The 22292-nt window shown below is 66.2% G+C and carries 14 protein-coding genes; 9 read left to right on the top strand and 5 right to left on the bottom strand.

Annotated elements, in window-relative coordinates; translation table 11 throughout:
• Positions 1 to 113: 113 nt before the first annotated feature.
• Positions 114 to 821, top strand: coding sequence for an ABC transporter ATP-binding protein (locus tag EAH73_RS09140; RefSeq protein WP_140466185.1), 708 nt, complete (start codon positions 114 to 116; stop codon positions 819 to 821).
• Positions 781 to 3372 carry an ABC transporter permease gene (locus EAH73_RS09145; RefSeq protein WP_317129381.1) on the top strand — a complete coding sequence of 864 codons (2592 nt, stop codon included), beginning with the start codon at positions 781 to 783 and terminating at the stop codon, positions 3370 to 3372. The genes EAH73_RS09140 and EAH73_RS09145 overlap by 41 nt, the downstream gene beginning before the upstream one ends.
• An 86-nt stretch (positions 3373 to 3458) precedes the next feature.
• On the opposite strand, the gene EAH73_RS09150 is transcribed toward EAH73_RS09145, so the two are convergent.
• A complete protein-coding gene (locus EAH73_RS09150) occupies positions 3459 to 4286 on the bottom strand; it encodes a PA2169 family four-helix-bundle protein (protein WP_140466186.1) in 828 nt (275 codons plus the stop codon).
• Between the two features lie 140 nt (positions 4287 to 4426).
• A complete protein-coding gene (locus tag EAH73_RS09155) occupies positions 4427 to 5821 on the bottom strand; it encodes a BNR repeat-containing protein (RefSeq protein WP_140466187.1) in 1395 nt (464 codons plus the stop codon).
• 115 nt (positions 5822 to 5936) lie between these two features.
• Between EAH73_RS09155 and EAH73_RS09160 the strand changes: the two genes are divergently transcribed.
• The 6 genes from EAH73_RS09160 to EAH73_RS09185 all read left to right on the top strand — a co-directional run bounded on the left by EAH73_RS09160 (position 5937) and on the right by EAH73_RS09185 (position 16962).
• A complete protein-coding gene (locus tag EAH73_RS09160; protein WP_205012985.1) occupies positions 5937 to 7817 on the top strand; it encodes a glycoside hydrolase family 35 protein in 1881 nt (626 codons plus the stop codon).
• Positions 7818 to 7915: 98 nt separating this feature from the next.
• The gene (locus EAH73_RS09165; protein WP_140466189.1) at positions 7916 to 9052 is read left to right on the top strand and encodes a glycoside hydrolase family 105 protein; all 1137 of its coding nucleotides are present in this window, start codon (positions 7916 to 7918) and stop codon (positions 9050 to 9052) included.
• A gap of 127 nt (positions 9053 to 9179) precedes the next feature.
• Positions 9180 to 10439 (top strand): DUF2264 domain-containing protein, encoded by a 1260-nt coding sequence (locus EAH73_RS09170; protein WP_140466190.1) that lies wholly within the window; start codon positions 9180 to 9182, stop codon positions 10437 to 10439.
• Positions 10440 to 10584: 145 nt separating this feature from the next.
• On the top strand, positions 10585 to 12438 hold the full coding sequence (locus EAH73_RS09175; RefSeq protein ID WP_161599492.1) for a glycoside hydrolase family 2 protein: 1854 nt from the start codon (positions 10585 to 10587) through the stop codon (positions 12436 to 12438).
• A gap of 69 nt (positions 12439 to 12507) precedes the next feature.
• The gene (locus EAH73_RS09180) at positions 12508 to 15660 is read left to right on the top strand and encodes a glycoside hydrolase family 2 TIM barrel-domain containing protein (RefSeq protein WP_140466192.1); all 3153 of its coding nucleotides are present in this window, start codon (positions 12508 to 12510) and stop codon (positions 15658 to 15660) included.
• A gap of 117 nt (positions 15661 to 15777) precedes the next feature.
• Positions 15778 to 16962, top strand: a complete 1185-nt coding sequence (locus EAH73_RS09185; protein ID WP_140466193.1) for a DUF4861 domain-containing protein — start codon at positions 15778 to 15780, stop codon at positions 16960 to 16962.
• Between the two features lie 27 nt (positions 16963 to 16989).
• Here the strand turns inward: EAH73_RS09185 and dinB are convergent, their stop codons facing one another.
• Together dinB and EAH73_RS09195 are read right to left on the bottom strand one after the other, a co-directional pair.
• Positions 16990 to 18069 carry a DNA polymerase IV gene (dinB, locus tag EAH73_RS09190; protein ID WP_140466194.1) on the bottom strand — a complete coding sequence of 360 codons (1080 nt, stop codon included), beginning with the start codon at positions 18067 to 18069 and terminating at the stop codon, positions 16990 to 16992.
• Positions 18070 to 18543: 474 nt separating this feature from the next.
• Complete coding sequence (locus EAH73_RS09195) at positions 18544 to 19242, bottom strand: WD40/YVTN/BNR-like repeat-containing protein (RefSeq protein ID WP_140466195.1); 699 nt, start codon at positions 19240 to 19242, stop codon at positions 18544 to 18546.
• Between the two features lie 61 nt (positions 19243 to 19303).
• Here EAH73_RS09195 and EAH73_RS09200 point away from each other — a divergent pair, with 61 nt between their 5' ends.
• Positions 19304 to 21217, top strand: a complete 1914-nt coding sequence (locus tag EAH73_RS09200; RefSeq protein WP_140466196.1) for an ABC-F family ATP-binding cassette domain-containing protein — start codon at positions 19304 to 19306, stop codon at positions 21215 to 21217.
• A gap of 160 nt (positions 21218 to 21377) precedes the next feature.
• Here EAH73_RS09200 and EAH73_RS09205 read toward each other — a convergent pair whose 3' ends face one another.
• A complete protein-coding gene (locus tag EAH73_RS09205) occupies positions 21378 to 22142 on the bottom strand; it encodes a class I SAM-dependent methyltransferase (protein ID WP_140466197.1) in 765 nt (254 codons plus the stop codon).
• Positions 22143 to 22292: the final 150 nt, after the last annotated feature.

Raw genomic sequence — 22292 nt, forward strand, 5'->3', positions numbered from 1 at the left:
GGCGTCCGCGCAGCCCAAGCACGACGGGTTACTTGCTCAAACATCCGCCCCACTTCTACGTCTACCCCCATTAGGGCCCCCGGGGCCCTCCCCTACTTCGCAATTTATTAGTAATGAGCATTCTTAAGGTCGAAAACCTCACCAAATCGTACCCCAACGCCGGGGGCGCGCCGCTCACGGTGCTGCACGGCGTCAGCTTTGAGCTGGCCGCGGGCGACACGTTTGCCATTGTGGGCCCCTCGGGCTCGGGCAAAACCACGCTGCTGGGCCTGTGCGCCGGCCTCGACCGCGCCACCTCGGGCAGCGTGTGGCTCAATGGCATTCAGCTCGATAACCTGAGCGAGGACCAGCGGGCCGCCGTGCGCAACCAGCACGTGGGCTTCATTTTCCAGAATTTCCAGCTGCTGCCCACCCTCACGGCCCTCGAAAACGTGCAGGTGCCCCAGGAGCTGCGCGGCGAAAAAGGCAGCGCCGCCACCGCCCAGGCCCTGTTGGAGCGCGTGGGCCTGGGCAAGCGCGCCCACCACTACCCCACCCAGCTCTCGGGCGGCGAGCAGCAGCGCGTGAGCCTGGCCCGCGCCTTTGCCAACCGCCCCGCCCTGCTCTTCGCCGACGAGCCCACCGGCAACCTCGACCCCGACACCAGCGACACGGTGGTGGACCTGCTCTTTGAGCTGAACCGCGAGGCCGGCACCACGCTCGTGCTGGTGACGCACGACCTGGAACTGGCCGCCCGCACCCAGCGCACGCTGCGCGTGCGCGGCGGCACCGTGCAGACCGATGTGCGCAACCAACCCGCTAGCAGCCAAGCCCGTGCATAGGGCCCCGGCTACCGCGGGCACGGCTGGCTGGGGCTGGCTGCTGCGCATGGCCTGGCGCGATGCGCGCCGCAGCCGCACCCGGCTGGCCCTGTTCATGTCGAGCATTGTGCTGGGCATTGCGGCGCTGGTGGGCATCAACTCGTTTGGCGACAACCTGGCCCGCAGCATCAACGAGCAGGCCCGCGAGCTGCTGGGAGCCGACCTGGTGCTCGCCAGCAGCCAGCCGTTCGACTCGACGCTGGTGCCGGCGCTGCGGCGGCTGGGCCCGGTGCAGGCGCAGGAGCGGGCGTTTGGCTCGCTGGTGCAGTTCCCGCGGGTGCAGGGCGTGCGGCTGGCGCAGGTGCGCGGCATCACGGGCGGCTTCCCGTATTATGGCGACTGGGACGTGCAGCCCCGGGCGGCCGTGGCCGGCTTCCGGGCCGGGCACGGGGCCCTAGTCGACGACGTGCTGCTCAGCCAGTTTGGGGCCCGGGTGGGCGACTCGGTGCGGGTGGGGCGGCTCAGCCTGCTCATTATTGGGAAGGTGCTGCACACGCCGGGGCAGTCGGGCCTGGGCAGCGCCGTGGCCCCCACGGTATTCGTGCCGGGGGCCCTGGTGGCGGCCACCGGGCTGGTGCAGCGCGGCAGCCGGGTGCAGTACCGGCAGTACTTCCAGTTTGCGCCGGGCACCGACGTGGCGGCCCTCATCAAGCCCTTCGAGGCCCGCTTCGACCAGTCCAACATCGACTCCGACACCGTGGCCAGCCGGCAGCAGCGCACCGGCCGCGCCTTCCGCGACCTGACGCGCTACCTGAGCCTGGTGGCCTTTGTGGCGCTGCTGCTGGGCGGCGTGGGCGTGGCCAGCACCGTGAGCCTGTACGTGCGCGAGAAGCTGGCCGCCGTGGCCGTGCTGCGCTGCCTGGGCGCCAGCGGCCGCCAGGCGTTGCTTATTTACCTCATTCAAACGGCCGGGCTGGGGCTGCTGGGGGCCCTGGTGGGGGCGGCGCTGGGGGCCGGCGTGCAGGCCCTGCTACCGCGGGTGCTCGGCGATTTCCTGCCGGTGGCCGTGCGCGTGGGCGTGTCGTGGCCGGCCATTGCCACCGGCGTGGGCGCGGGGCTGGGGCTGGCGGTGCTCTTTGCGCTGCTGCCGCTGCTGAGCATTCGGCGGGTGGCGCCGCTGCGGGTGCTGCGCGCCGCCTTCGAGGCCGACACGGCCGCGCCCGACCCGCTGCGCGGGCTGGTGCTGGGCGTGCTGGCGGTGGGCATCCTGGGCTTTGCCTACCTGCAAACCCGCGAGTGGAAGCTGGCCCTGGGCTTCGGGGCGGGGCTGGCGGCGGCGCTGGGGGCCCTGGCCGGCCTAGGCTGGCTGCTCACGTGGGCCGTGCGCCGCTACTTCCCCGGCGGCTGGGGCTACGTGTGGCGGCAGGGCCTGGCCAACCTCTACCGCCCCCAAAACCAGACGCTTACCCTGATTACTTCCATCGGCCTGGGCACCTTTTTGCTGGCCACGCTCTACCTCACCCAGGGCCTGCTGCTGAGCCGCGTGGCCACCGCCGACGCGGGCACCCAGCCCAACCTGGTGCTCTACGACATCCAGCCCGAGCAGCGCGCCGGCGTGGAGGCCCTGCTCACCCAGCGCCAGCTGCCCATCGTGCAGCGCGTGCCCATCGTTACGATGCGCCTGGCGGCCATCAACCGCCGCACCGTCACGGAGCTGAAGAAGGACACGGCCGGTGGCAAGGGCATTCCGGCCTGGATTCTGTCGCGTGAGTACCGCGTGACGTACCGCGACACGCTGAGCCCCAGCGAGAAGCTGACGGCCGGCACCCTCCCCCGCCGGGGCCCCGACGGCACGCCCTACGTGTCGGTGGACGATTCGTATTTCGAGCGGGCCCAGCTCAAGCTCGGCGATACGCTCACCTTCAACGTGCAGGGGGCCCCGCTGGTGGCCATCGTGGGCGGCACCCGCGAGGTGGACTGGAGCCGGGTGCAAACCAACTTTCTGGTGCTCTTCCCGAAAGGCGTGCTGGAGGGGGCCCCGCAGTTCCACGTCATCCTCACGCGCACGCCCAACACGGCGGCACTGGGCGCGGTGCAGCAGGCGCTGGTGAAGCAGTTCCCCAACGTGTCGGCCCTCGATTTGGGGCTGATTCTGCAAACCGTGGACGATATTTTGGGCAAGATTTCGTTCGTGGTGCGCTTCATGGCCGGCTTTAGCATCGCCACCGGCCTGCTGGTGCTGGCCAGCTCGGTGGTGGTGAGCCGCTACCAGCGCGTGCGCGAGAGCGTGCTGCTGCGCACCCTCGGGGCCAGCCGCCGCCAGATTCTGCGCATCACGCTGGTCGAGTACGCGCTGCTGGGGCTGCTGGCCGCGCTGGCGGGCATTGTGCTGGCGGGGCTGGCTGCGTGGGCCCTGGCCGTGTGGGTGTTCGACTCGCCCTACGCGCCCAACCTGCTGCCGCTGCTGGGCCTCGCGGCCGGCGTGGCCGCCCTCACGGCCGCCATTGGCCTCTTCAACAGCCGCGACGTGCTCACGCGCCCGCCGCTGGAGGTGCTGCGCGCCGAGGGCTAGGGCCCCTGGGCCCGGGCCCGAAAAAGCCCCCGGCGCGGCCATTGCAATGGCTGCACCGGGGGCTTTTTCGGGCCCGTTGGCGACGACTAGCGCTGCTGTTTGGTCAGCTGCTTGAGGTGCTTGTAGGTTTTCTTCGACTGGGCAAACTGCTTTTGCACGGCGGTGCGCATCTCGCCCTTAAGGGCCTTGCGGCGCAGCGCCTTTTTGTAGGCCCGGATGGCCCAGCGCTCACCGAACACGTTGGCGGCCAGGATGGCTTTCTCGTCGTGGCCGGTCACGAAGGCTTGGGCGTCCATCAGCTTGCGGTAGAGCTTACCTTTGAGGGTGGTGCCGGTTTCGCGCTCGCCGCCCACCTTCTTGAGGTAGCCGTTGAGGGTGCTCGCAAACTGCTGGCTCTGGGCCACCAGCAGCTCGTAGTAGCCGCGCAGGTCGGCGTTGGTGGTTTCGGCCACGGCGCGCTTGTAGCCCTCAATGCGGTCGTTGACGAAAAGCAGCAGCTGGTCGAGGGCGGCGGCTTTGCGCTTGTCTTTGCCTTTTTTCTTGGGAGCCACCAGGTATGTCAGGCCCAGGGCCACCAGGGCCCCGCCCACTATTTTCTGGGTGGTGCTGAGCGAATTAAAGCCCTCCACAACCTTGTCGCTGGCCTCTTTGGCCGAAGCAACGGCCTTGTCGCTGGCCTCTTTGGCAGTGGTTACGGCCTTGTCGCGGGCGTCTTTGGCAGCGGTGACCACCTTATCGCTGGCATCCTTGGCGACGGTAACCACTTTGTCGCTGGCATCTTTAATAGAAGCCGGCACTTTGTTGAGCAAGTCGGCCGCCGAGCTGTCGGCAATGGCGTCCTTGGTTTGGTCGAGCACGTCTTGGGCTTTGTCAACAGCCTTATCAACCGGCTTGGAATTCAGGGGGTTCTCCATGTTATCTAGAAAGATTTATTTACTAACACGTCTTTATACGTCCCGGCGGCCAAGTCGTTAGGCACAACTTTTGGCGACAGCCGCTGGGGCCCCATTTGCCGCGCCTGGAAGCGCTGGCCCGTACGGTCTTCGCGCGGGGCTCACGGCGCCCACTCCAGCACGGAAACTGGCTGCGGGGGCAGGGCTTCCAGGGTTTCGCCGTCGCCCTGGCCGGTGCGCTGGATGAAGAGGTTGAGCACCTGGCTTTGCTGCCAGCGCCCGGTGTCGTAGGTGGGCTCCCAGTTGCCGAGGCCGGTGGTGGTGAGGTCCTGCACGGCCCACTGGGGGCGGGCCAGGTCGGGGCAGGTGGCCAGCGAGGCCTTGTCGCCGCGCTCGGCGTCGCGAAACACCACGTAGGCCGCCGTGTGGCCCGCCCGGGTGCGCACCAGCACCTGGGGCCGGGCAATGGGGATTTTTTTGGTACCGCCGCCGCTCAGGCTAAACGGCGCGGTGCGCTGCCCTACCTGGCTCACCTGCCAGCTTTTGCCATCGTGGTACACCAACTGGTACTGCGGGGCGGGGCTGCCCGCCGGCCGCCAGTAGGTGGCAATGTAGGGCCGGCCCTGGGCGTCGGCGCACATCGAAGTTTGGTTGATCAGGTCGCTCTTTTGGGGGATGCGCAGGGCGTATTCGGCGGTGGCTTCGGTGATGGGCAGGGCGTAGGCCGCGCCGGTGCTGCGCTGCCAGGTGCGGCCGCCGTCGCGCGAGCGGGCGTAGGCCAGGTCGTGGTTAGTGGCTACGTCGGGCGTTTCGCGCCACACCCACGAGAGGTGGAACGTGCCTTGCGCATCGACGGCGGCCTGCCAGTAGGCGTTGCGCTGGCCCTGGCCGTCGAGGAGCACGGTGTGCAGGCGCGTCCAGCGCCGGGTTTTCACGTCGTAGCGGTTCATCACCAGGTTGCCGTTGCCCGAGCCGCCGGCGCGGTACAGAAACGCCAGGTCGCCGCCCGGGAAGCGGTAGAACTCGGGGTAGCTCACCTGGTCTTCCTGCTGGCCGGCCATGGGCAGCATCGGCGTGAGGGCCAGGGCCCCGGGGCGCAGGCCGCGGTTGTAGTGCAGCCGGTTGTTGTGGTGGTCGTAGGCGATGTGCAGGTAGCCGGCGCCGTCCACCATCAGGCTGATGTCGTTGTGGGCGTCTTCGACGTGGGCGCGGTAGGCGGTTTTTTCCACCTGCCAGGGGCCCCGGGGCAGCGTGCGCTTGGCCAGCACAAGGTAGCCCGCCGAATCGTAGAAGGCCGTAAACTGCTCGTTCTTAAACGTCACCAGCGAGTTTTTGCGGAACACGGCGGTGTTCACCGCGTTGCGGGCCCAGCCGTAGCCCACCACGCTGCTGGTGGTTTGGGCCCCCAGGGGCCCCGCCAGCAGCAGGATTAAACCCAGGCCAAAAGCGTTTTTAATGAGGAGATTAATTCGCCGCGCCGCGCCGTGCGCGGCAAAGGTTGCGCGGCGGGGCGGGCGGCGGGCGAGCCGGGCGGCAAGGGAAAATGGCTGGGGCATCGGGGGCAAAAAGACGGTTGGCAGGGCAATAGTAGGTGCCAGGGGCCCCGCGCCCGCCGTAGCTTGGCACCCGCAACGGGAACTGCCCGCTGCCCGGCAACCCAACCAATTTCCTGTGCGCTACTTTTTTTGCTTGCTGCTGCTACTGGCCGGCCTGGCCCGGCCCGGGGCGGCCGCCCCGGGGCCCCCGGCGGCCCGCCACACCTTCGCGTTGGGCAAAGACCAATTTTTGCTCGACGGCAAGCCGTTCCAGATGATTTCGGGCGAGCTGCACTACCCCCGCATCCCGCGCGAAGCCTGGCGCGCCCGCCTGAAGATGGCCAAGGCCATGGGCCTCAACACGGTGGGCACCTACGTGTTCTGGAATTTGCACGAGCCCCAGCCCGGCCAGTACGATTTCACGGGCAACAACGACGTGGCCGCCTTCGTGAAAATGGCCCAGGAAGAGGGCCTGTGGGTGATTTTGCGCCCCAGCCCCTACGTGTGCGCCGAGTGGGAATTCGGCGGCTACCCCTACTGGCTCCAAACCGTGCCCGGCCTGAAGGTGCGCAGCCAGGAGCCGCAGTACGTGGCCGCCTACACCCGCTACCTGCAGGCCGTGGGCAAGCAGCTGGCCCCGCTGCAAGTAAGCCACGGGGGCCCCGTGCTGATGGTGCAGGTAGAGAACGAATACGGTGCCTACGGATCTGACAAAGAATACCTGGCCCTGAACAAGAAGCTGTTCGAGCAAGCTGGTTTCGATGGCTTGCTTTACACCTGCGACGCGGCCCCCGACGTGGACAAGGGCCACCTGCCCGGCCTGCTGTCCGCCGTGAACGGCACCGACAACCCGCGCGAGGTGCGCCGCACCGTGCGCGCCACCCACGGCGGCCAGGGGCCCTACTACATCGCCGAGTGGTACCCGGCGTGGTTCGACTGGTGGGGGGCCCCGCACCACACGGTGCCCGCGGCGCAGTACACGCCCCGCCTCGATACGGTGCTAGCCGCGGGCCTGAGCATCAACATGTACATGTTCCACGGCGGCACCACCCGCGGCTTCATGAACGGGGCCAACTACAAGGGCCCCGCCACCCGCTACGAGCCCCAAACCAGCAGCTACGACTACGACGCGCCCCTCGACGAGGCCGGCAACGCCACGCCCAAGTTCCTGGCCTTTCGCAACGCCATTGCCAAGTACCGGCCCGCCGGGGCCCCGCCCCTGCCGGCCGTGCCCGCGGCCAAGCCCACCATCAGCGTGCCGGCCATTGCGCTGGGGCCCCCGGCCAGCGTATTCGCCGGGCTGCCGGCGCCGGTGGCCAGCCCCCGGCCGCTCACGTTTGAGGCCCTGCACCAGGCCTACGGCTTCGTGCTGTACCGCACCACGGTGCCGGGCGGCCAGGCGGGCGTGCTAAAGGTCAAGGAGCTGCGCGACTACGGCCTGGTGTTCGTGAACGGCCAGCGCGTGGCCACCCTCGACCGCCGCCTGCGCCAGGACAGCGTGCAAATCAGCCTGCCCGCCGGCCCGGTGCAGCTCGACATTCTGGTGGAAAACCTGGGCCGCATCAACTACGGCCCTTACCTGCTCCAGAACACCAAGGGCATTACCGCCGAGGTGCGCTTCCGCGGCCAGGAGCTGCTGAACTGGCAGCAGTTCCGGCTGCCGTTCGACGACGTGGCGGCGGCCACCAAGGCCGCCCGGGGCCCCGCCTACGCGGCCACCGCCACCGGCGCGCCGGTGCTGCGCCGCGGCACCTTCAGCCTGGCCAAAGTGGGCGATACCTACCTCGACATGCGCCCCTGGGGCAAGGGCTGCGTGTGGCTGAACGGCCACCACCTGGGCCGCTACTGGGAAGTAGGGCCCCAACAAACTTTGTACGTGCCCGCCGAGTGGCTTCGCAAAGGCGCCAACGAAGTAGTGGTGATGGAGCTCACCAAGCCCACCCAGGCCACCCTCACCGCCCTCGACCACCCCCTGCTGGACTCGGTGCCGGGCCCCAAAGCCGCCGGACCCAACTAGGCGCAACACTAGCCGCAGCGGCGGTCGGGGCCCCGGGCGCCCACTTTTTTTTGAATAGCTTGCCCCGGCCAATCCTTCCTGGCCCACACCCTTTTTCCATGCGCATTGCTTCCCTTTTTCGCCGTAGTGGCGGTTTCTTGTTGGCCTTGGGGCTGCTGGTAGCGGCGGCCCCGGCCCGCGCCCAAGGCCCCGCATCGGCCGCGGCCAACCCGCAGGTATTCAAGCCCAAGTACATCAAAAGCACGCTGCTGCGCGTGACGCGCTGGCAGCTGGCCCACCCCCGCCACGCGCCCACCGACTGGACGAACGGCGCCTTCTACGCGGGCGTGTTTGCGGCCTACCAAACCACGCATTCCAAGCTCATCCTGGATTCGCTGATGGCCCTGGGCGAGCGCACAAAGTGGCAGCCAGGGCCCCGCTACGACCACGCCGACGACATCGCCATCTGCCAAACTTACCTGAACCTGTACCGGCTGAAAAAGGACCGCCGCATGTTGCAGCCGACGCTCGACGTGGTAGAGAAATTCCGCCGCCAGCCGGGGCCCGAGGTGCAGAACCACGGCATTGCCTGGTGGTGGTGCGACGCGCTGTTCATGGGGCCCCCGGTACTCGTCAAGCTGGGCGTCATCCAGCACGACCCGAGCTACTTCACCCTCACCGACACGCTGTACCGCCAAACCTACCGCCTGCTCTTTAACCACCAAGAGCACCTGTTTGCCCGCGACGCCGGCTACCTAGTGAGCGCCGCCGGCGAGGGCAAAAAGGAGAGCAACGGCCAGAAGATTTTCTGGAGCCGCGGCAACGGCTGGGTGATGGGCGGCCTGGTGCAAATCCTGAGCGAGTTGCCCGCCAACCACCCCAGCCGGCCCTTCTACACCCAGCTGTTCCAGGAAATGAGCGCCCGCCTGGTGGAGCTGCAGCAGCCCGACGGCCTGTGGCGTTCCAGCCTGCTCGACCCCGGCGCTTACCCCGGCGGCGAGGCCTCGGGCTCGGGCTTTGATTGCTACGCCCTGGCCTGGGGCCTCAACCACGGCTTGCTCACGGGGCCCCAGTTCCGCCCCGCCGTCGAGAAAGCGTGGGGGGCCCTGAACGGCCTCGTCTCGCCCGAAGGCCGCGTGGGCTGGGTGCAGCCCATCGGCGCCGACCCGCGCCGCGACTTCTCGGCCGACAGCTGGGAAGTGTACGGCACCGGCGCCTTCCTACTAGCTGGCTCCGAAGTAATTAAGTTGAAATAGCCTGTAACGCGGGCTTTGTAGTTCGTGGCCTTCGCTTCGTCCTGCCGATTGCCGCTGCACGATTCCGGGCAGCGTCGCGGACTCGCAGAGTCCACGCTACAGTCAACCAATAAGTAACCCTTTGCCCATGCAGCGCCGCCGTTTTGTTAGCCAGTCGGTTGCCGGCCTTTCGGCGCTGGCCGCGGCCGGGGCCCCCGCCTGGGCGGCGGGCCCCGATGCCGCTCAGGCTGGGGCCCCGGCCGCCCGGCCCGACGACCGCGCCTACTGGCTGCAAACGCTGCTGAAGGTGGCCGGCCCGGTGCTGCAGGCCGGCGCCCAGGGCCAGCTGCGGGCCACCATGCCCGTTGAGGCGGCGCCGGGGCAGGCCGAGGGCCGCCGCCAGGTGTCGCACCTGGAGGCGCTGGGGCGCACGCTGGCCGGCCTGGCCCCGTGGCTGGAGCTGGCCGCCGCGCCGGGTCCCGAGCAAGCCCAGCAGCAGCGCTGCGCCGCGCTGGCCCGCCAGGCCATCGCCCACGGCGTGGACCCGGCCTCGCCTGATTTTCTGAACTTTACCCGGGGCGGGCAGCCGGTGGTGGACGCCGCTTTTCTGGCGCATGCGCTGCTGCGGGCCCCCACGCAGCTGTGGGCGCAGCTGCCGCCGGCCACCCAGCAGCAGCTGGTGGCGGCGCTGCAGAGCACCCGCGTCATCAAGCCCGTGTATAGCAACTGGCTGCTGTTCAGCGCCATCATCGAGGCGGCGCTGCTGAAATTCACCGGGGCCGGCGACGAGATGCGGATGGATTACGCCATCAAGCAGCACCAGCTTTGGTACAAGGGCGACGGCACGTACGGCGACGGCGCTGATTTCCACTGGGATTACTACAACAGCTACGTCATCCAGCCCATGCTGCTCGACGTGGTGGCCACGTTGGTGGGGGCCCAAAAGGAGCGGCCTGAACTGCTCGAAACCCTGCGCGCCCGCGCCCGCCGCTACGCCGCGGTGCAGGAGCGCCTGGTGGGCCCCGACGGCTCGTTTCCCGCCTTTGGCCGCTCGCTGGCCTACCGCTGCGGGGCCTTCCAGCACCTGGCCCAGGCGGCCTTGCAGCACCAGCTGCCCGCCGAGCTACCCCCGAGCCAGGTGCGCAGCGCCCTCACGGCCGTCATCCGGCGCACGCTGGGCCCCCAGGGCACGTTCGATGCGCGTGGCTGGCTGCAAATTGGGTTGTGCGGGCACCAGCCAAACATCGGCGAAACTTACATTTCGACGGGCAGCCTGTACCTGTGCACCACCGTCTTTTTGCCCCTGGGCCTGCCCGCCGCCGACCCGTTTTGGGCCAGCCCAGCTCAGGACTGGACGGCCCGCCAAATCTGGTCGGGCCAGGACGTAAAAACCGACCATGCCTTGTAATGGGGCCCTGGCTGTACCACCAAGCTGTGCTTGGTCTTGCGTGAGGGCCCTAGGGCAAGACCAAGCACAGCTTGGTGGTACAGCCAGCGCCACAATAACTAGCCCGCCCGGGGCCCCGGGCACCCACCTTCTTCCTTCCTTTCCCATGACGAAATACCTTGCGCCGGCGCTGCTGCTGGCTTGCCTGGGGGCCCCGGCCGACCGGGCTGCGGCCCAGGCCACAGCTGCGCCCGCGCCTGCTGCGCCGGCGGTCTACCCGCTGCTCACCAACGTGCCCAACCGTGCGGGCCAGAGCCTGGACGGTACTTGGCGCTGCATCATCGACCCGATGGAGAACGGGTACTACTCGTACCGCTACGTGCCGAGCCCCAACGGCTTCTTTAAGAACCAGAAGCCCAAGGACAAGAGCGACTTGGTGGAGTACGATTTCGACACGGCCGAGCAGCTGCAGGTGCCCGGCGACTGGAACACGCAGCAGGAAAAGCTCTTCTTTTACGAAGGCACCATCTGGTACAAGAAGAGCTTCACGTTCCGCAAAACGGCGGGCAAGCGCCAGTTCCTGTACTTCGGGGCGGCCAACTACGAGGCCAAGGTGTACCTCAACGGCGAGAAGCTGGGCGAGCACACCGGCGGCTTCACGCCGTTCAACTTCGAGGTGACGGCGGCCCTCAAGGAGGGCGAAAACTTCGTGATTGTGAAGGTGGACAACACCCGCCACCGCACCGACATCCCGACCAATAACAGCGACTGGTGGAACTTCGGGGGCCTCACCCGCTCGGTGCAGCTCGTCGAAACCCCCGAAACTTTCGTGCGCGAAGCCGTGGTACAGCTCAAAAAAGGCAGCGCCGACGAGCTGGAGGGTTGGGTGCAGCTCGACGGCCCAGCCCGCGCCCAGCCCGTGACGGTGGCCCTGCCCGAGGCCCGCTGGCAGCTCACGCTAACGCCCAACGCCGCCGGCTACGCCAAACTAGCGGGCCGCGTGAAGCGCCTCGACCGCTGGGTCCCCGAGCACCCGCGCCGCTACTTGGTGCGCGTGGCCAGCGGCCAGGACGTGTACCAGGATTCCATCGGCTTCCGCACCATCGAAACCCGCGGCCAGGACATCCTGCTCAACGGCAAGTCCATCTTTCTGCGCGGCATTTCCATCCACGAAGTATCGCCCCAAACCGGGGGCCGCGTGACCACGCCCGAGGAGTGCCGCACGCTGCTGCGCTGGGCCAAAGAGCTGAACTGCAACTTCGTGCGCCTGGCCCACTACCCGCACAACGAAGCCATGATCCGCGAAGCCGAGAAAATGGGCATCCTCGTGTGGTCGGAGATTCCGGTGTACTGGACCATTGAGTGGGAGAACCCGGCCGTGCTGGCCAACGCCCAGCAGCAGCTGACGGACATGATAACGCGCGACCGCAACCGCGCCGCCATCGTGCTGTGGTCGGTGGCCAACGAGACGCCGCTGGGGGCCCCGCGCCTGCAGTTCCTCACGGCGCTGGTGCGCACCGCCCGCGCCCTCGACGCCACCCGCCTCATCACCGGGGCCCTGGAAATCCACACCTCGGAGGCCGGCGCCCGCACCATCGACGACCCGCTGGGCAAGGAGTTCGACGTGATTGGGGTGAACAACTACTGCGGCTGGTACAGCGGCACGCCCGAGTCGTGCGGCGACTTGCAGTGGAAAACCACCTACGACAAGCCCATGATTATGAGCGAGTACGGCGCCGGGGCCCTGCAAGGCCGCCACGGCCCCGCCGACGAACGCTGGACCGAGGAGTACCAGGACGCGGTGTTCAAGAGCAACATCGCCATGCTGGAGAAAATCCCGTTTCTGCGCGGCGCTTCGCCCTGGATTTTGATGGACTTCCATTCGGCCCGGCGCCCCCTGCCCGGCGTGCAGGACTACTACAACCGCAAGGGCCTCATCTCGGAGCGCGGCGTGAAGAAGCAGGCTTTTTACACGCTGCAGGACTACTACCGCCGCAAAAAGCAGCAATCTGCCCCGTAGGGCCCCGCCCGTAGCGGCCCGGGGCCCTGTGAGCCCTTACTTTGCCCTTCGTCCTTTTCTTTCTTTGCCATGTTCAATTTCCGTTGCCTCAGCAGCTTGCTGCTGCTGGCCCTGGCCGGCCCCGTGGGGGCCCAGTCTACGCCCCAAGAGTGGGAAAACCCGCTGGTATTCGAGCAAAACAAGGCTCCGGGGCGCGCCAGCTTCATGCTGTACGACACGCCCGCGGCGGCCGCGGCCAACGACTACGCCCGCTCGCCCTACTACCAGTCGCTCAACGGCCCCTGGAAATTCAACTACGTGGGCCGGCCCGCCGACAAGCCTGGGGAAGCCTTTGCCCAGGCCGGCTTTAATGATGCAGCTTGGAAGTCGATTCCGGTGCCCTCGAACTGGGAGATGCAGGGTTTTGGGGTGCCGATTTACACCAACGTCGCCTACCCGTTTCCCAAAAACCCGCCGTTTATTGATGGGAAAGACAACCCGGTGGGCAGCTACCGGCGCAGCTTCACGGTACCGGCCGGCTGGGCCGGGCGCGAGGTGCTGCTGCACTTTGGGTCCATCACGGGCTACGCGGTGGTGTGGGTGAACGGCCAGCGCGTGGGCATGACCAAGGCGGCCAAGTCGCCGGCCGAGTTTGACGTTACGCCCTACCTGAAAGCCGGCGACAACCAGCTGGCCGTGCAGGTAACGCGCTGGCACGATGGCAGCTACCTCGAAGACCAGGACTTCTGGCGCCTCAGCGGCATTGAGCGCGACGTGTACATGTGGGCCCCGCCCAAGCGCACCATCGGCGACTTTTTCCTGAAAACCGACCTTTCGGCCGACTACCGCCAGGGGCAGTTTGGGGCCACCGTGGCACTGGCCAGCTACGCCGGGGCCCCCAGCGCCGCGGCCGGCCGCCTCACGGTGGAAGTGCAGGACGCCGCCGGCCGCACCGTGTGGCGGCAGCAGCAGGCGGTGGCCGCTGGGGCCCCCAGCGCCACGTTCAGCGGCACCGTGAAAAACGTGCGGCCCTGGAGCGCCGAGCAGCCCAATTTGTACCAGTGCCTGCTCACGCTGGCCGACGCCCAGGGCCGCCCGCTGGCCATCACGGGGGCCAAGGTCGGCTTCCGCAAAGTTGAGCTTAAAAATGCCCAGCTGCTGGTGAACGGCCGCGCCGTGGAGGTGCACGGCGTGAACCGCCACGAGCACGACGAAATCACGGGCCACGTCATCAGCGAGGCGTCCATGCGCCAGGACATCAAGCTGATGAAGCAGTTCAACATCAACGCCGTGCGCACCTGCCACTACCCCAACGCCGAGCTCTGGTACCGCCTCTGCGACGAGTACGGGCTGTACGTGGTGGACGAGGCCAACATCGAAACCCACGGCATGGGCGCCGAATTCCAAGGCCGCATCGACCAGAGCCGCCACCCCGCCTACCTGCCGCAGTGGGCCCCCGCGCACCGCGACCGGATTGCCCGGCTGCTGGAGCGCGACAAGAACCACCCCAGCGTCATCCTCTGGAGCATGGGCAACGAGTGCGGCAACGGCCCCGTGTTTCACGACGCTTATAAGTGGCTGAAGGAGCGCGACCCCAGCCGCCTGGTCACCTTCGAGCAGGCCGGCGAGGACTGGGACACCGACATCGTGGCGCCCATGTACCCGGGCATGGACCACATGAAAGGCTACGCCGCGGCCACCGACAAAAAGCGCCCCTTCATCATGTGCGAGTACGCCCACGCCATGGGCAACAGCACGGGTAACTTTCAGGAATACTGGGACATCATCCGCGGCAGCGCCCACATGCAGGGCGGCTTTATCTGGGATTGGGTGGACCAGGGCATGAAGCAAACCGACGCCGCCGGCCGCACCTGGTGGGCCTACGGCGGCGACCTGGGCGGCTATAACCGCCAGAACGACGAGAACTTCTGCGCCAACGGCCTGGTGGCCGCCGACCGCACGCCGCACCCCGGCCTGTGGGAAGTGAAAAAGGTGTACCAGGACGTGCGCTTCAGCGCCGCGCAGCCCGCCACGGGCCGCGTCACGGTGCACAACGGCTTCTCGTTCAATACCCTCGCCAACTACGTCTTCCGCTGGGAATTGCTGAAAAACGGGACCCCGGTGAAGGCCGGCACCTTCGCCGCATCGCCGGCCGCCGGGCAAAGCAAGGAGGTTTCGCTGCCGCTGGGGGCCCTGGCCGCCGGCCCCGGCACCGAGTACGTGCTGAACGTGTTCGCCACCACCAAAGCGGCCACCGCCGCGGTGCCCGCCGGCCACGAGGCCGCCCGCGAGCAGTTCGTGCTAACGCCGGCCGCCGCCTACTTTGCCCCGCCCGCGGCCACCGCCGGGGTCCTGCAAGTCACGCGCACCGGCGACCAGCTTGCTTTTATAGCGGGCGACGTGCGCGGCGAGTTCGATACTAAAAACGGCCGCCTCGTACGCTACGAGCGCAAGGGCCAGCGCGTCATCAACCAATTCCCCGAGCCCTACTTCTGGCGCGCCCCGACGGATAACGACTTCGGCAACAACATGCCCGAGCGCCTCGGGGCCTGGCGCACGGCCCACGCCCGCCGCCCCGTGCAGCGGGTGGTGGTGGGCGAGCAAACCGCCGCCGGCCTGCCCATTACGGTAGAATACCTGCTGGCTGACCTCGGCGTGCCCTACACGGTGCAGTACCTGGTGGCCCCCGACGGCGCCGTGCAGGTGACGGCAGCGCTTGATATGACGAGCAAGGCGCTGCCCGAGCTGCCGCGCTTCGGTATGCGGATAGAGCTGCCCAGCCGCTTCGGCCAGCTGGCCTACTACGGCCGGGGCCCCTGGGAGAACTACTCCGACCGTTACACGGCCTCGTTCCTGGGCAGCTACCGCGACTCGGTGAGCCGCCAGCTCACCACCAACTACATCCGCCCCCAGGAAAGCGGCTACCGCACCGACGTGCGCTGGCTGACGCTGAGCGACGCCGCCGGCCAGGGCCTGCGCATCGAAGGGGCCCAGCCGCTGTGTTTCAGCGCCGTACCCACCCGCACCGAGTTCCTCGACCCCGGCGTTACCAAGAAGCAGCAGCACACCAACGACGTGCGCAGCTTCGACTACGTGAGCCTGCAAATCGACCTCAAGCAGCGCGGCGTGGGCGGCGACAACAGCTGGGGGGCCCTCCCCCACGACCAGTACCGCCTGCTCGACAAGCAGTACGCTTACACCTACACGCTGCGGCTGCTCGATGGGCCTGCCGCCGCGAAGTAACGAGGCCTGTAGAACGGAGGGGCACTCCATTTTGACACCGATACGCCCTCTTGTGCAGAACGGAGTGCCTCTCCGTTCTACAATCCTCGCCAATCATTTTGCGACGAGTTTAACCCCATGCTCTACCTACTCAGCCTGTTCACCTTCCTCGCCGGGACCCCGGCGGCGCCCACACCGCTCACCGTCACGGTGCGCAACCCGCTGGCCGTGGCCCGGCCGGCCGAAACCGTGAGCCTGCCGCTGGCCCGCGCCGCGGCGCTGGTGCAGCGCGTGGGGGCCCAAAACCTGGTGGTGAAGGATGCCCAAACCGGCGCCGTACTCGTGAGCCAGCTGCTCGACGCCAACGCCGACGGCACCCCTGACGAACTGCTGTTCCAAACGGCGATGCCGGCGCGGGGCACTCGTAAATTTATCCTGGATGGGGCCCCGGCGGGGGCCCCGCGGCCGGCCAGCGCGCACACCACGTTTGCCCGCTTCGTGCCCGAGCGCACCGACGATTTTGCCTGGGAAAACGAGCGGGTAGCCTTCCGCACCTACGGCCCGGTGGCCGAGCAATTGTTTGACAAGAAAGACCCCGCCGGCACCCTCACCAGCGGCATGGACTGCTGGCTGAAACGCGTTGACTACCCGATCATCAACAAGTGGTACGCTCAGCACGTGCTCACGCCGTTTTCGTACCACAAAGACGTGGGCGAGGGCTACGATCCCTACCACGTGGGCCTCAGCCGCGGCGTGGGCGGCACCGGCGTCTGGGACCGGGATTCGCTGTACGTATCGCGGAATTTTACCAGTTACAAGGTCCTGGCCACGGGGCCCATCCGCGCCGTGTTCGAGCTGACCTACGCGCCCTGGGACGCCAACGGCCGCCGCGTGACGGAGCGCAAAGTCATCAGCCTCGACCTGGGCAGCAACCTCACCCGCTACGAAGACCACCTGGCCAGCGCCGGGGCCCCACTGCCCAACTGCACCATCGGCCTCACCCTGCACGACCAAAAGGGCAGCATCCGGGCCGACGAAAAAGCCGGCTACTTCCGCTACTGGGAAGCCATAGACGACTCATTCCTAGGCACCGCCGTGGTGCTCGCGCCCCAGCGGCTGCTGAAATACGAAGACCACCGCACCAAAAATAAAGACCAAAACCAGCTCTACATCGCCGCCAAAGTGCCGCCTGGGCCCCCCGTGGTTTTCTACGCCGGCTTCGGCTGGGCAAAGAGCGGCCAGTTCCGCGACGTAGCCGCCTGGGACGCCTACCTGCAAGGCTTCGCCCAGCGCCTGGCCGCGCCCCTGCAAGTGCAATTTTGAATGCAGCGTGGCCTTGCAGCGTCCGCGCTACAGCCCCAGGGCCAATTGCTGGCCCACAGCGTCGGCCGCCGGCACCAGGTTGGAAAGCGACACGCCCACCAGGCGCACGCCCTGCGCCACGGGCAGCAGCGCCCGCAGCAAATCGTGGCTGACGGCGGTGAGTTGCTCGGGGCCGGCCACGGGGCCCACCAGGCTGCGGCTGCGGGTAATTTGCTGGAAATCGGCGTATTTCACCTTCAGCGTGGCGGTGCGGCCCAGCAGGCCGGCGCGCTCGCAGTGGGCCCACACCTTGGCAATGCAGGGCCCCAGGCCGGCGGCCAGCTCGTCGAATTCGCGCCGGTCGTTTTCAAACGTGGTTTCGGCGCCCACCGATTTGCGCTGGCGGTCGGCCACCACGGGGCGGTGGTCTTCGGCGCGGGCAATGGCGTAGTAGTAGCCGCCAGCCTTGCCGAAGTGCTGGCGCAGCAGCGCCTCGGGCTGGGCGCGCAGGTCGGCCCCGGTGAAGATGCCCAGCCCGTTCAGCCGCGCCGCCGTGGCCGCGCCGATGCCGTGGAACTGCCCCACCGCCAGCGCCTCCACAAACCCGGGGCCCTGGTGCGGCCGAATCACGAACTGCCCGTTGGGCTTGCGGTAATCGGAGGCCAGCTTGGCCAGGAATTTATTGTAGGAAATACCCGCCGAGGCCGTGAGCCCCGTTTTTTCCAGGATGCGGGCCCGGATTTCCGCCGCGATGCGTGTAGCCAGCGGCTCAGCCTTCAGGTTTTCCGTCACGTCGAGGTAGGCCTCGTCGAGCGAGAGCGGCTCAATCAGCGGCGTGTACTCGGCGAAGATGGCGTGGATTTGCCGCGACACGTCCTTGTACACCTCGAAGCGCGGCGGCACAAACAGCAGCTCCGGGCACTTGCGCCGCGCCACCACCGCCGGCATGGCCGAGCGCACCCCAAACTGCCGCGCCTCGTAGCTGGCGGCCATCACCACGCCCCGCTCGCGGGCCCCGCCCACGGCCACGGGCCGCCCCCGCAGCGCCGGGTCGTCGCGCTGCTCCACGGAGGCGTAAAACGCGTCCATGTCGAGGTGAATGATTTTGCGGAGTTCGGCGGCGGGCATGGCGGTTTGGGGCCGCAATTTCGCCAGCAGCGCGCTATTTAGGGCCCCGGCGGGTGGCCTTCCCACTGCATGGGGACCATAAGTAGCGGGCCGCCAGGTGGTATTTGACTGTAGGATGTTGGACAACCGCACGCTGCTATTCTCTGCATTGAATCGACTTAGTAACCTTGATGGAACGGTATCAAAACCGCTGGAAGGGCACTAATTCTTAATAGCGTTTTAGCAATTTTTTTCCTACTTTTTGCCAAATCCCTCTAAAGTTGTATAGCCAAAGCCTTCCCTTATTATCGCAGACAAGGTTTTTTGGCTCAGTATATTGACTTCCGCTGGGGAGCGTAATAGTATCAAGCACTTGACCATGTTTAACGCGCAGCAGGTACTCAGGCGTGGGGAAAACCGATTGGTTGGAACCTGCCAAATATATGCTACCAGCACAAGAGCAAACGTCACTAACTCCATTGATAAAGTTCACATTTACAATGTATTTCCATCCGGTTTTCGCTCTATAGAGGAGTTGGCCTGCTTCCAAAAACTTGAACCGCCCCCCATAGAGTAGGAGTCGCCCGGTACCGTATCATTTACTGTATTGTTCAGCTCAGTAATGGTCTTGACGATATCCCATTTCTTGCCTTTACGGTCCCGCATTTGGTACACTTTCCCATTGTACGTCAACACCCGAAGCGCTTTGCCAGGAAGTGAATAAAACTCATAAGGAAAAAAGGTATGCGTATCAAATTCTCCGTGCGTCCACGTCTTCCCAAAGTCTGTAGAATAAGCCAAGCGCGAATAAGCAGGCTCGTGAACGCCAGGCCAACTATCTAACCCCCACAATACATGGTGTTGATCAATAGTCAGGTATTTAATATATAGAAAATCACGCTTCTGCCTTTGGTCATGCATGTTCTGCCAATGCAAGCCAGCATCTGTCGTAATGGCCAAGCCGCCATTCCATTTCACTGCAATAAGCGTATCGCCATTAACAGGCAATAAATCATAAACTGCTTTATCGGGGCTAGTTGGTTTACGAACTGATTTGGGCTTAATTTCTAAAGCGGTGTGCGCGTTCTGATTGTCCTCTGTCCGTTTCAGATCTGAGTTGCATGAGCTACTCAGGCAGTTCAATACAATGAGCCATAAATAAGTTTGGCGTTGAAATAACCAGGTAAGAAGCATAGCAGCGAATATAAAGTCCTTAAAACGCCCCCCGCCCGCGCCGGCCGTACCTTTGCGGCCTATGAATCTGTTATCCGCCGAGAATATCTCGAAAAATTACGCCGACCGCTGGCTGTTTAAGGACCTGAACTTTGGCTTGCAGCAGGGGCAGCGCGTGGCCTTTGTGGGCATCAACGGCACGGGCAAAACCACGCTCATGCGCGTACTGGCCGGCCTTGAAATTCCCGACACGGGCCTGGTGAGCGTACGCAAGGGCATCCGCGTGACCTACCTGGGCCAGCAGCCGGTGTTCGACGAAAGCCTGAGCGTGGAGGAAACCATCTTCGCCAGCCAGAACGACACGCTCAAGGCCATCAAGGAGTACGAGCACGTGGTGAACGACCCCGACCACAAATCGGACGACTTGCAGCGCGTGCTCGAGCGCATGGACGCGCTGAACGCCTGGGACTACGAAGCCCAAGTGCAGCAGATTTTGGGCCGCCTCGGCATCCTGGGCGAGCTGCTGACGCGCAACGTGAGCCAGCTTTCGGGCGGGCAGCGCAAGCGCGTGGCCCTGGCCCGGGTGCTGATTGAGGAGCCCGACGTGTTGCTGCTCGACGAGCCCACCAACCACTTGGACCTGAGCACGATTGAGTGGCTCGAAAACCGGCTATCCTCCCCCACCCTCACGCTGCTGATGGTGACCCACGACCGCTACTTCCTCGACAAAGTGGCCAACGAAATCGTGGAGCTCGACAAGGGCCAGATGTACCGCTACCAGGGCAACTACGCCTACTTCGTGGAGAAAAAGGCCGATCGCGAGATGCGCGAAGCCACCGAGGTGGAGAAGGCCCGCAACCTGTTCCGCAAGGAGCTGGAGTGGATGCGCCGCATGCCCCAGGCCCGCGGCACCAAGCAAAAGGCCCGCATCGACGCCTTTTACGTGACCAAGGAAAAGGCCAGCACCAACCTAAGCAAGCAGCAGATTGAGCTGAGCGTGAAAACAACCCGCCAGGGCGGCAAAATCATCGAGGCCGACCACCTCAACAAGCGCTTCGGCGACAACGTGGTGCTCGACGATTTCAGCTACGTGTTCAAAAAGAAGGACCGCATCGGCCTGGTGGGCCCCAACGGCGCGGGCAAGTCCACGCTGCTGAACATGCTGACTGGCAAGTTGAAGCCCGACTCCGGCACCATCGACGTGGGCACCACCACGGTGTTCGGCTACTACACCCAAACCGAGCTGGAGTTTGACCCCTCGCAACGCGTGATTGACATTGTGAAGGAGGTGGCCGAAGTGGTGGAGCTGGCCAACGGCGACGTGCTCACCGCCAGCCAGTTCCTGAACCTGTTCCTCTTCCCACCGGCCCAGCAGTACACGCTGGTGAACAAGCTGAGCGGCGGCGAAAAGCGGCGCTTGCAGCTGCTGCGCGTGCTCATCAAGAACCCCAACTTCCTGATTCTTGACGAGCCCACCAACGACCTGGACCTGGCCACGCTCAACATCCTGGAGGATTTTCTGCTGCACTTCGCCGGCTGCCTGCTCATCGTCAGCCACGACCGCTACTTCCTCGACCACCTCGCCGAGCACCTGTTTGTGCTGGAGCCGGGCGGCGCTGTGCTGAACTTCCCCGGCAACTACACCGACTACCGCGACTACCTGGAGGAGCGCGAAACCGAAGCCGCCCTGGAGGCCGAGGAGAAAGCCGCCAAGGCCGCCCGCGCCGCTGCCAAGGGGGCCCCCGCGCCGGTGGCCGCTCCCGCCCCGGCCACCCCCGCCAAGCGCCGCGCCACCTTCGCCGAGAAGAAGGAGTACGAGCAGCTCGAAGGCGTGCTGGCCCAGCTCGAAACCGAGAAGCAGGCCATTACCGCCAACCTGAACGGCGGCGCCGGCACCCCCCAGGAGTTCGCCAACTGGGGCGCGCGCCTGCAAGCCGTGGAGCAGGAACTGGCCAAGAAGGAAGAGCGCTGGCTGGAGCTGGCCGAGCTGGTGTAGCCCCGCCGCACCACCCGGTGGGGCCCCGGCGCCAACGGTTTGCCTCGTTCCTAACCAAGAGAAAAGCGACCCGCTTGGGGCCCCAGGGCTGCCGAACGGGTCGCTTTTTTTGGTTTGCGGCGGGCGCTGGGGCCCTATTCCGGTGGGGCGCCAGCGCCCGTTACGCCGCCCGCTTCTCGCCCACAAACACGTAGTGGCGGTGGAGCAGCGACTTGAACCCAAACAACTCCGCACGGTGCGCATGGCCGGTGCTGCTGCGCAGGCGGCGCAACTGGAGCCACTGCCAGGGCCACAGCAGCGCGGCAAGGGGCACGTAGAGCAGGTCTTCGAGGTAGAAGGCGGTGTAGAGAACGCGCTTCAGCTCCAGGCCGTGCACATCAAAGAGGCGCTTGAGCTCCTGGTGCTGCACGAGTTGGTGGTTGCCTTCGTCGGGCTCGAACAGCAGCCGGAAACGCCGCACCCGGCCCGTGAACAGGTACGACAGCCGGTCGCGCATGGTCAGGCAGTTGTCGTTGCTGACCACCAGCAGGCCGCCCGGGGCCAGCCGCGCGGCGCACCGGCCGATGAACTGCGCCGTGTTCCCAAAGCACATAATGCCGCTGATGGACGTGATGATATCGAAAGCCGGCTCGTTGGCGAAGGGAAACTCCTGGCTCAGGTCGGTGGGGGCGTAGCGCACGGGCGCGGGCGGCGCGGCGGTGCGCACGTCGGCCCCCCAGCGCCGGGCCCCGGGAAAGAGCCGCCCCACCTGCCCCAGCAGCTCGCCCGCGCCGCACGGCAAATCGAGCCAGCGCAGCCCCGGCCGGTGCAGGGGCCCCAGGCCCAGCAAATAAGCCAGCACGGTGCGGTTGACATGTTTCTGGGTGTTGCCTCGGGGCACTTCGGCCAGGAGGGCGGCGGGGGCGAGGGTGGGCGAAGCGGGCATACAGTGGGCGAATGTGGAAGCTGCCCGGCGCCGATGCCAGGCCAGCGCCGGAACTGCGGCTAGTATCTGATGTCGCCAGGAACACTGCCAACCGCCAGGAGGTTGCCAAACATGAACTAATCATGAATTATTTTAACAAATCCCCTATCC

This window comes from Hymenobacter nivis, from assembly GCF_006439025.1.
In the GTDB taxonomy this organism is placed as follows: Bacteria; Bacteroidota; Bacteroidia; order Cytophagales; family Hymenobacteraceae; genus Hymenobacter; species Hymenobacter nivis_A.

Excerpts from the sequence above, each read along its gene's own strand:
- dinB (WP_140466194.1), bottom strand. The coding sequence starts at position 18,069 with ATGCCCGCCGCCGAACTCCGCAAAATCATTCACCTCGACATGGACGCG.
- EAH73_RS09205 (WP_140466197.1), bottom strand. The coding sequence starts at position 22,142 with ATGCCCGCTTCGCCCACCCTCGCCCCCGCCGCCCTCCTGGCCGAAGTG.
- EAH73_RS09145 (WP_317129381.1), top strand. The coding sequence starts at position 781 with ATGTGCGCAACCAACCCGCTAGCAGCCAAGCCCGTGCATAGGGCCCCG.
- EAH73_RS09185 (WP_140466193.1), top strand. The coding sequence starts at position 15,778 with ATGCTCTACCTACTCAGCCTGTTCACCTTCCTCGCCGGGACCCCGGCG.
- EAH73_RS09180 (WP_140466192.1), top strand. The coding sequence starts at position 12,508 with ATGTTCAATTTCCGTTGCCTCAGCAGCTTGCTGCTGCTGGCCCTGGCC.
- EAH73_RS09175 (WP_161599492.1), top strand. The coding sequence starts at position 10,585 with ATGACGAAATACCTTGCGCCGGCGCTGCTGCTGGCTTGCCTGGGGGCC.
- EAH73_RS09150 (WP_140466186.1), bottom strand. The coding sequence starts at position 4,286 with ATGGAGAACCCCCTGAATTCCAAGCCGGTTGATAAGGCTGTTGACAAA.
- EAH73_RS09170 (WP_140466190.1), top strand. The coding sequence starts at position 9,180 with ATGCAGCGCCGCCGTTTTGTTAGCCAGTCGGTTGCCGGCCTTTCGGCG.
- EAH73_RS09195 (WP_140466195.1), bottom strand. The coding sequence starts at position 19,242 with ATGCTTCTTACCTGGTTATTTCAACGCCAAACTTATTTATGGCTCATT.
- EAH73_RS09165 (WP_140466189.1), top strand. The coding sequence starts at position 7,916 with ATGCGCATTGCTTCCCTTTTTCGCCGTAGTGGCGGTTTCTTGTTGGCC.
- EAH73_RS09140 (WP_140466185.1), top strand. The coding sequence starts at position 114 with ATGAGCATTCTTAAGGTCGAAAACCTCACCAAATCGTACCCCAACGCC.
- EAH73_RS09200 (WP_140466196.1), top strand. The coding sequence starts at position 19,304 with ATGAATCTGTTATCCGCCGAGAATATCTCGAAAAATTACGCCGACCGC.
- EAH73_RS09155 (WP_140466187.1), bottom strand. The coding sequence starts at position 5,821 with ATGCCCCAGCCATTTTCCCTTGCCGCCCGGCTCGCCCGCCGCCCGCCC.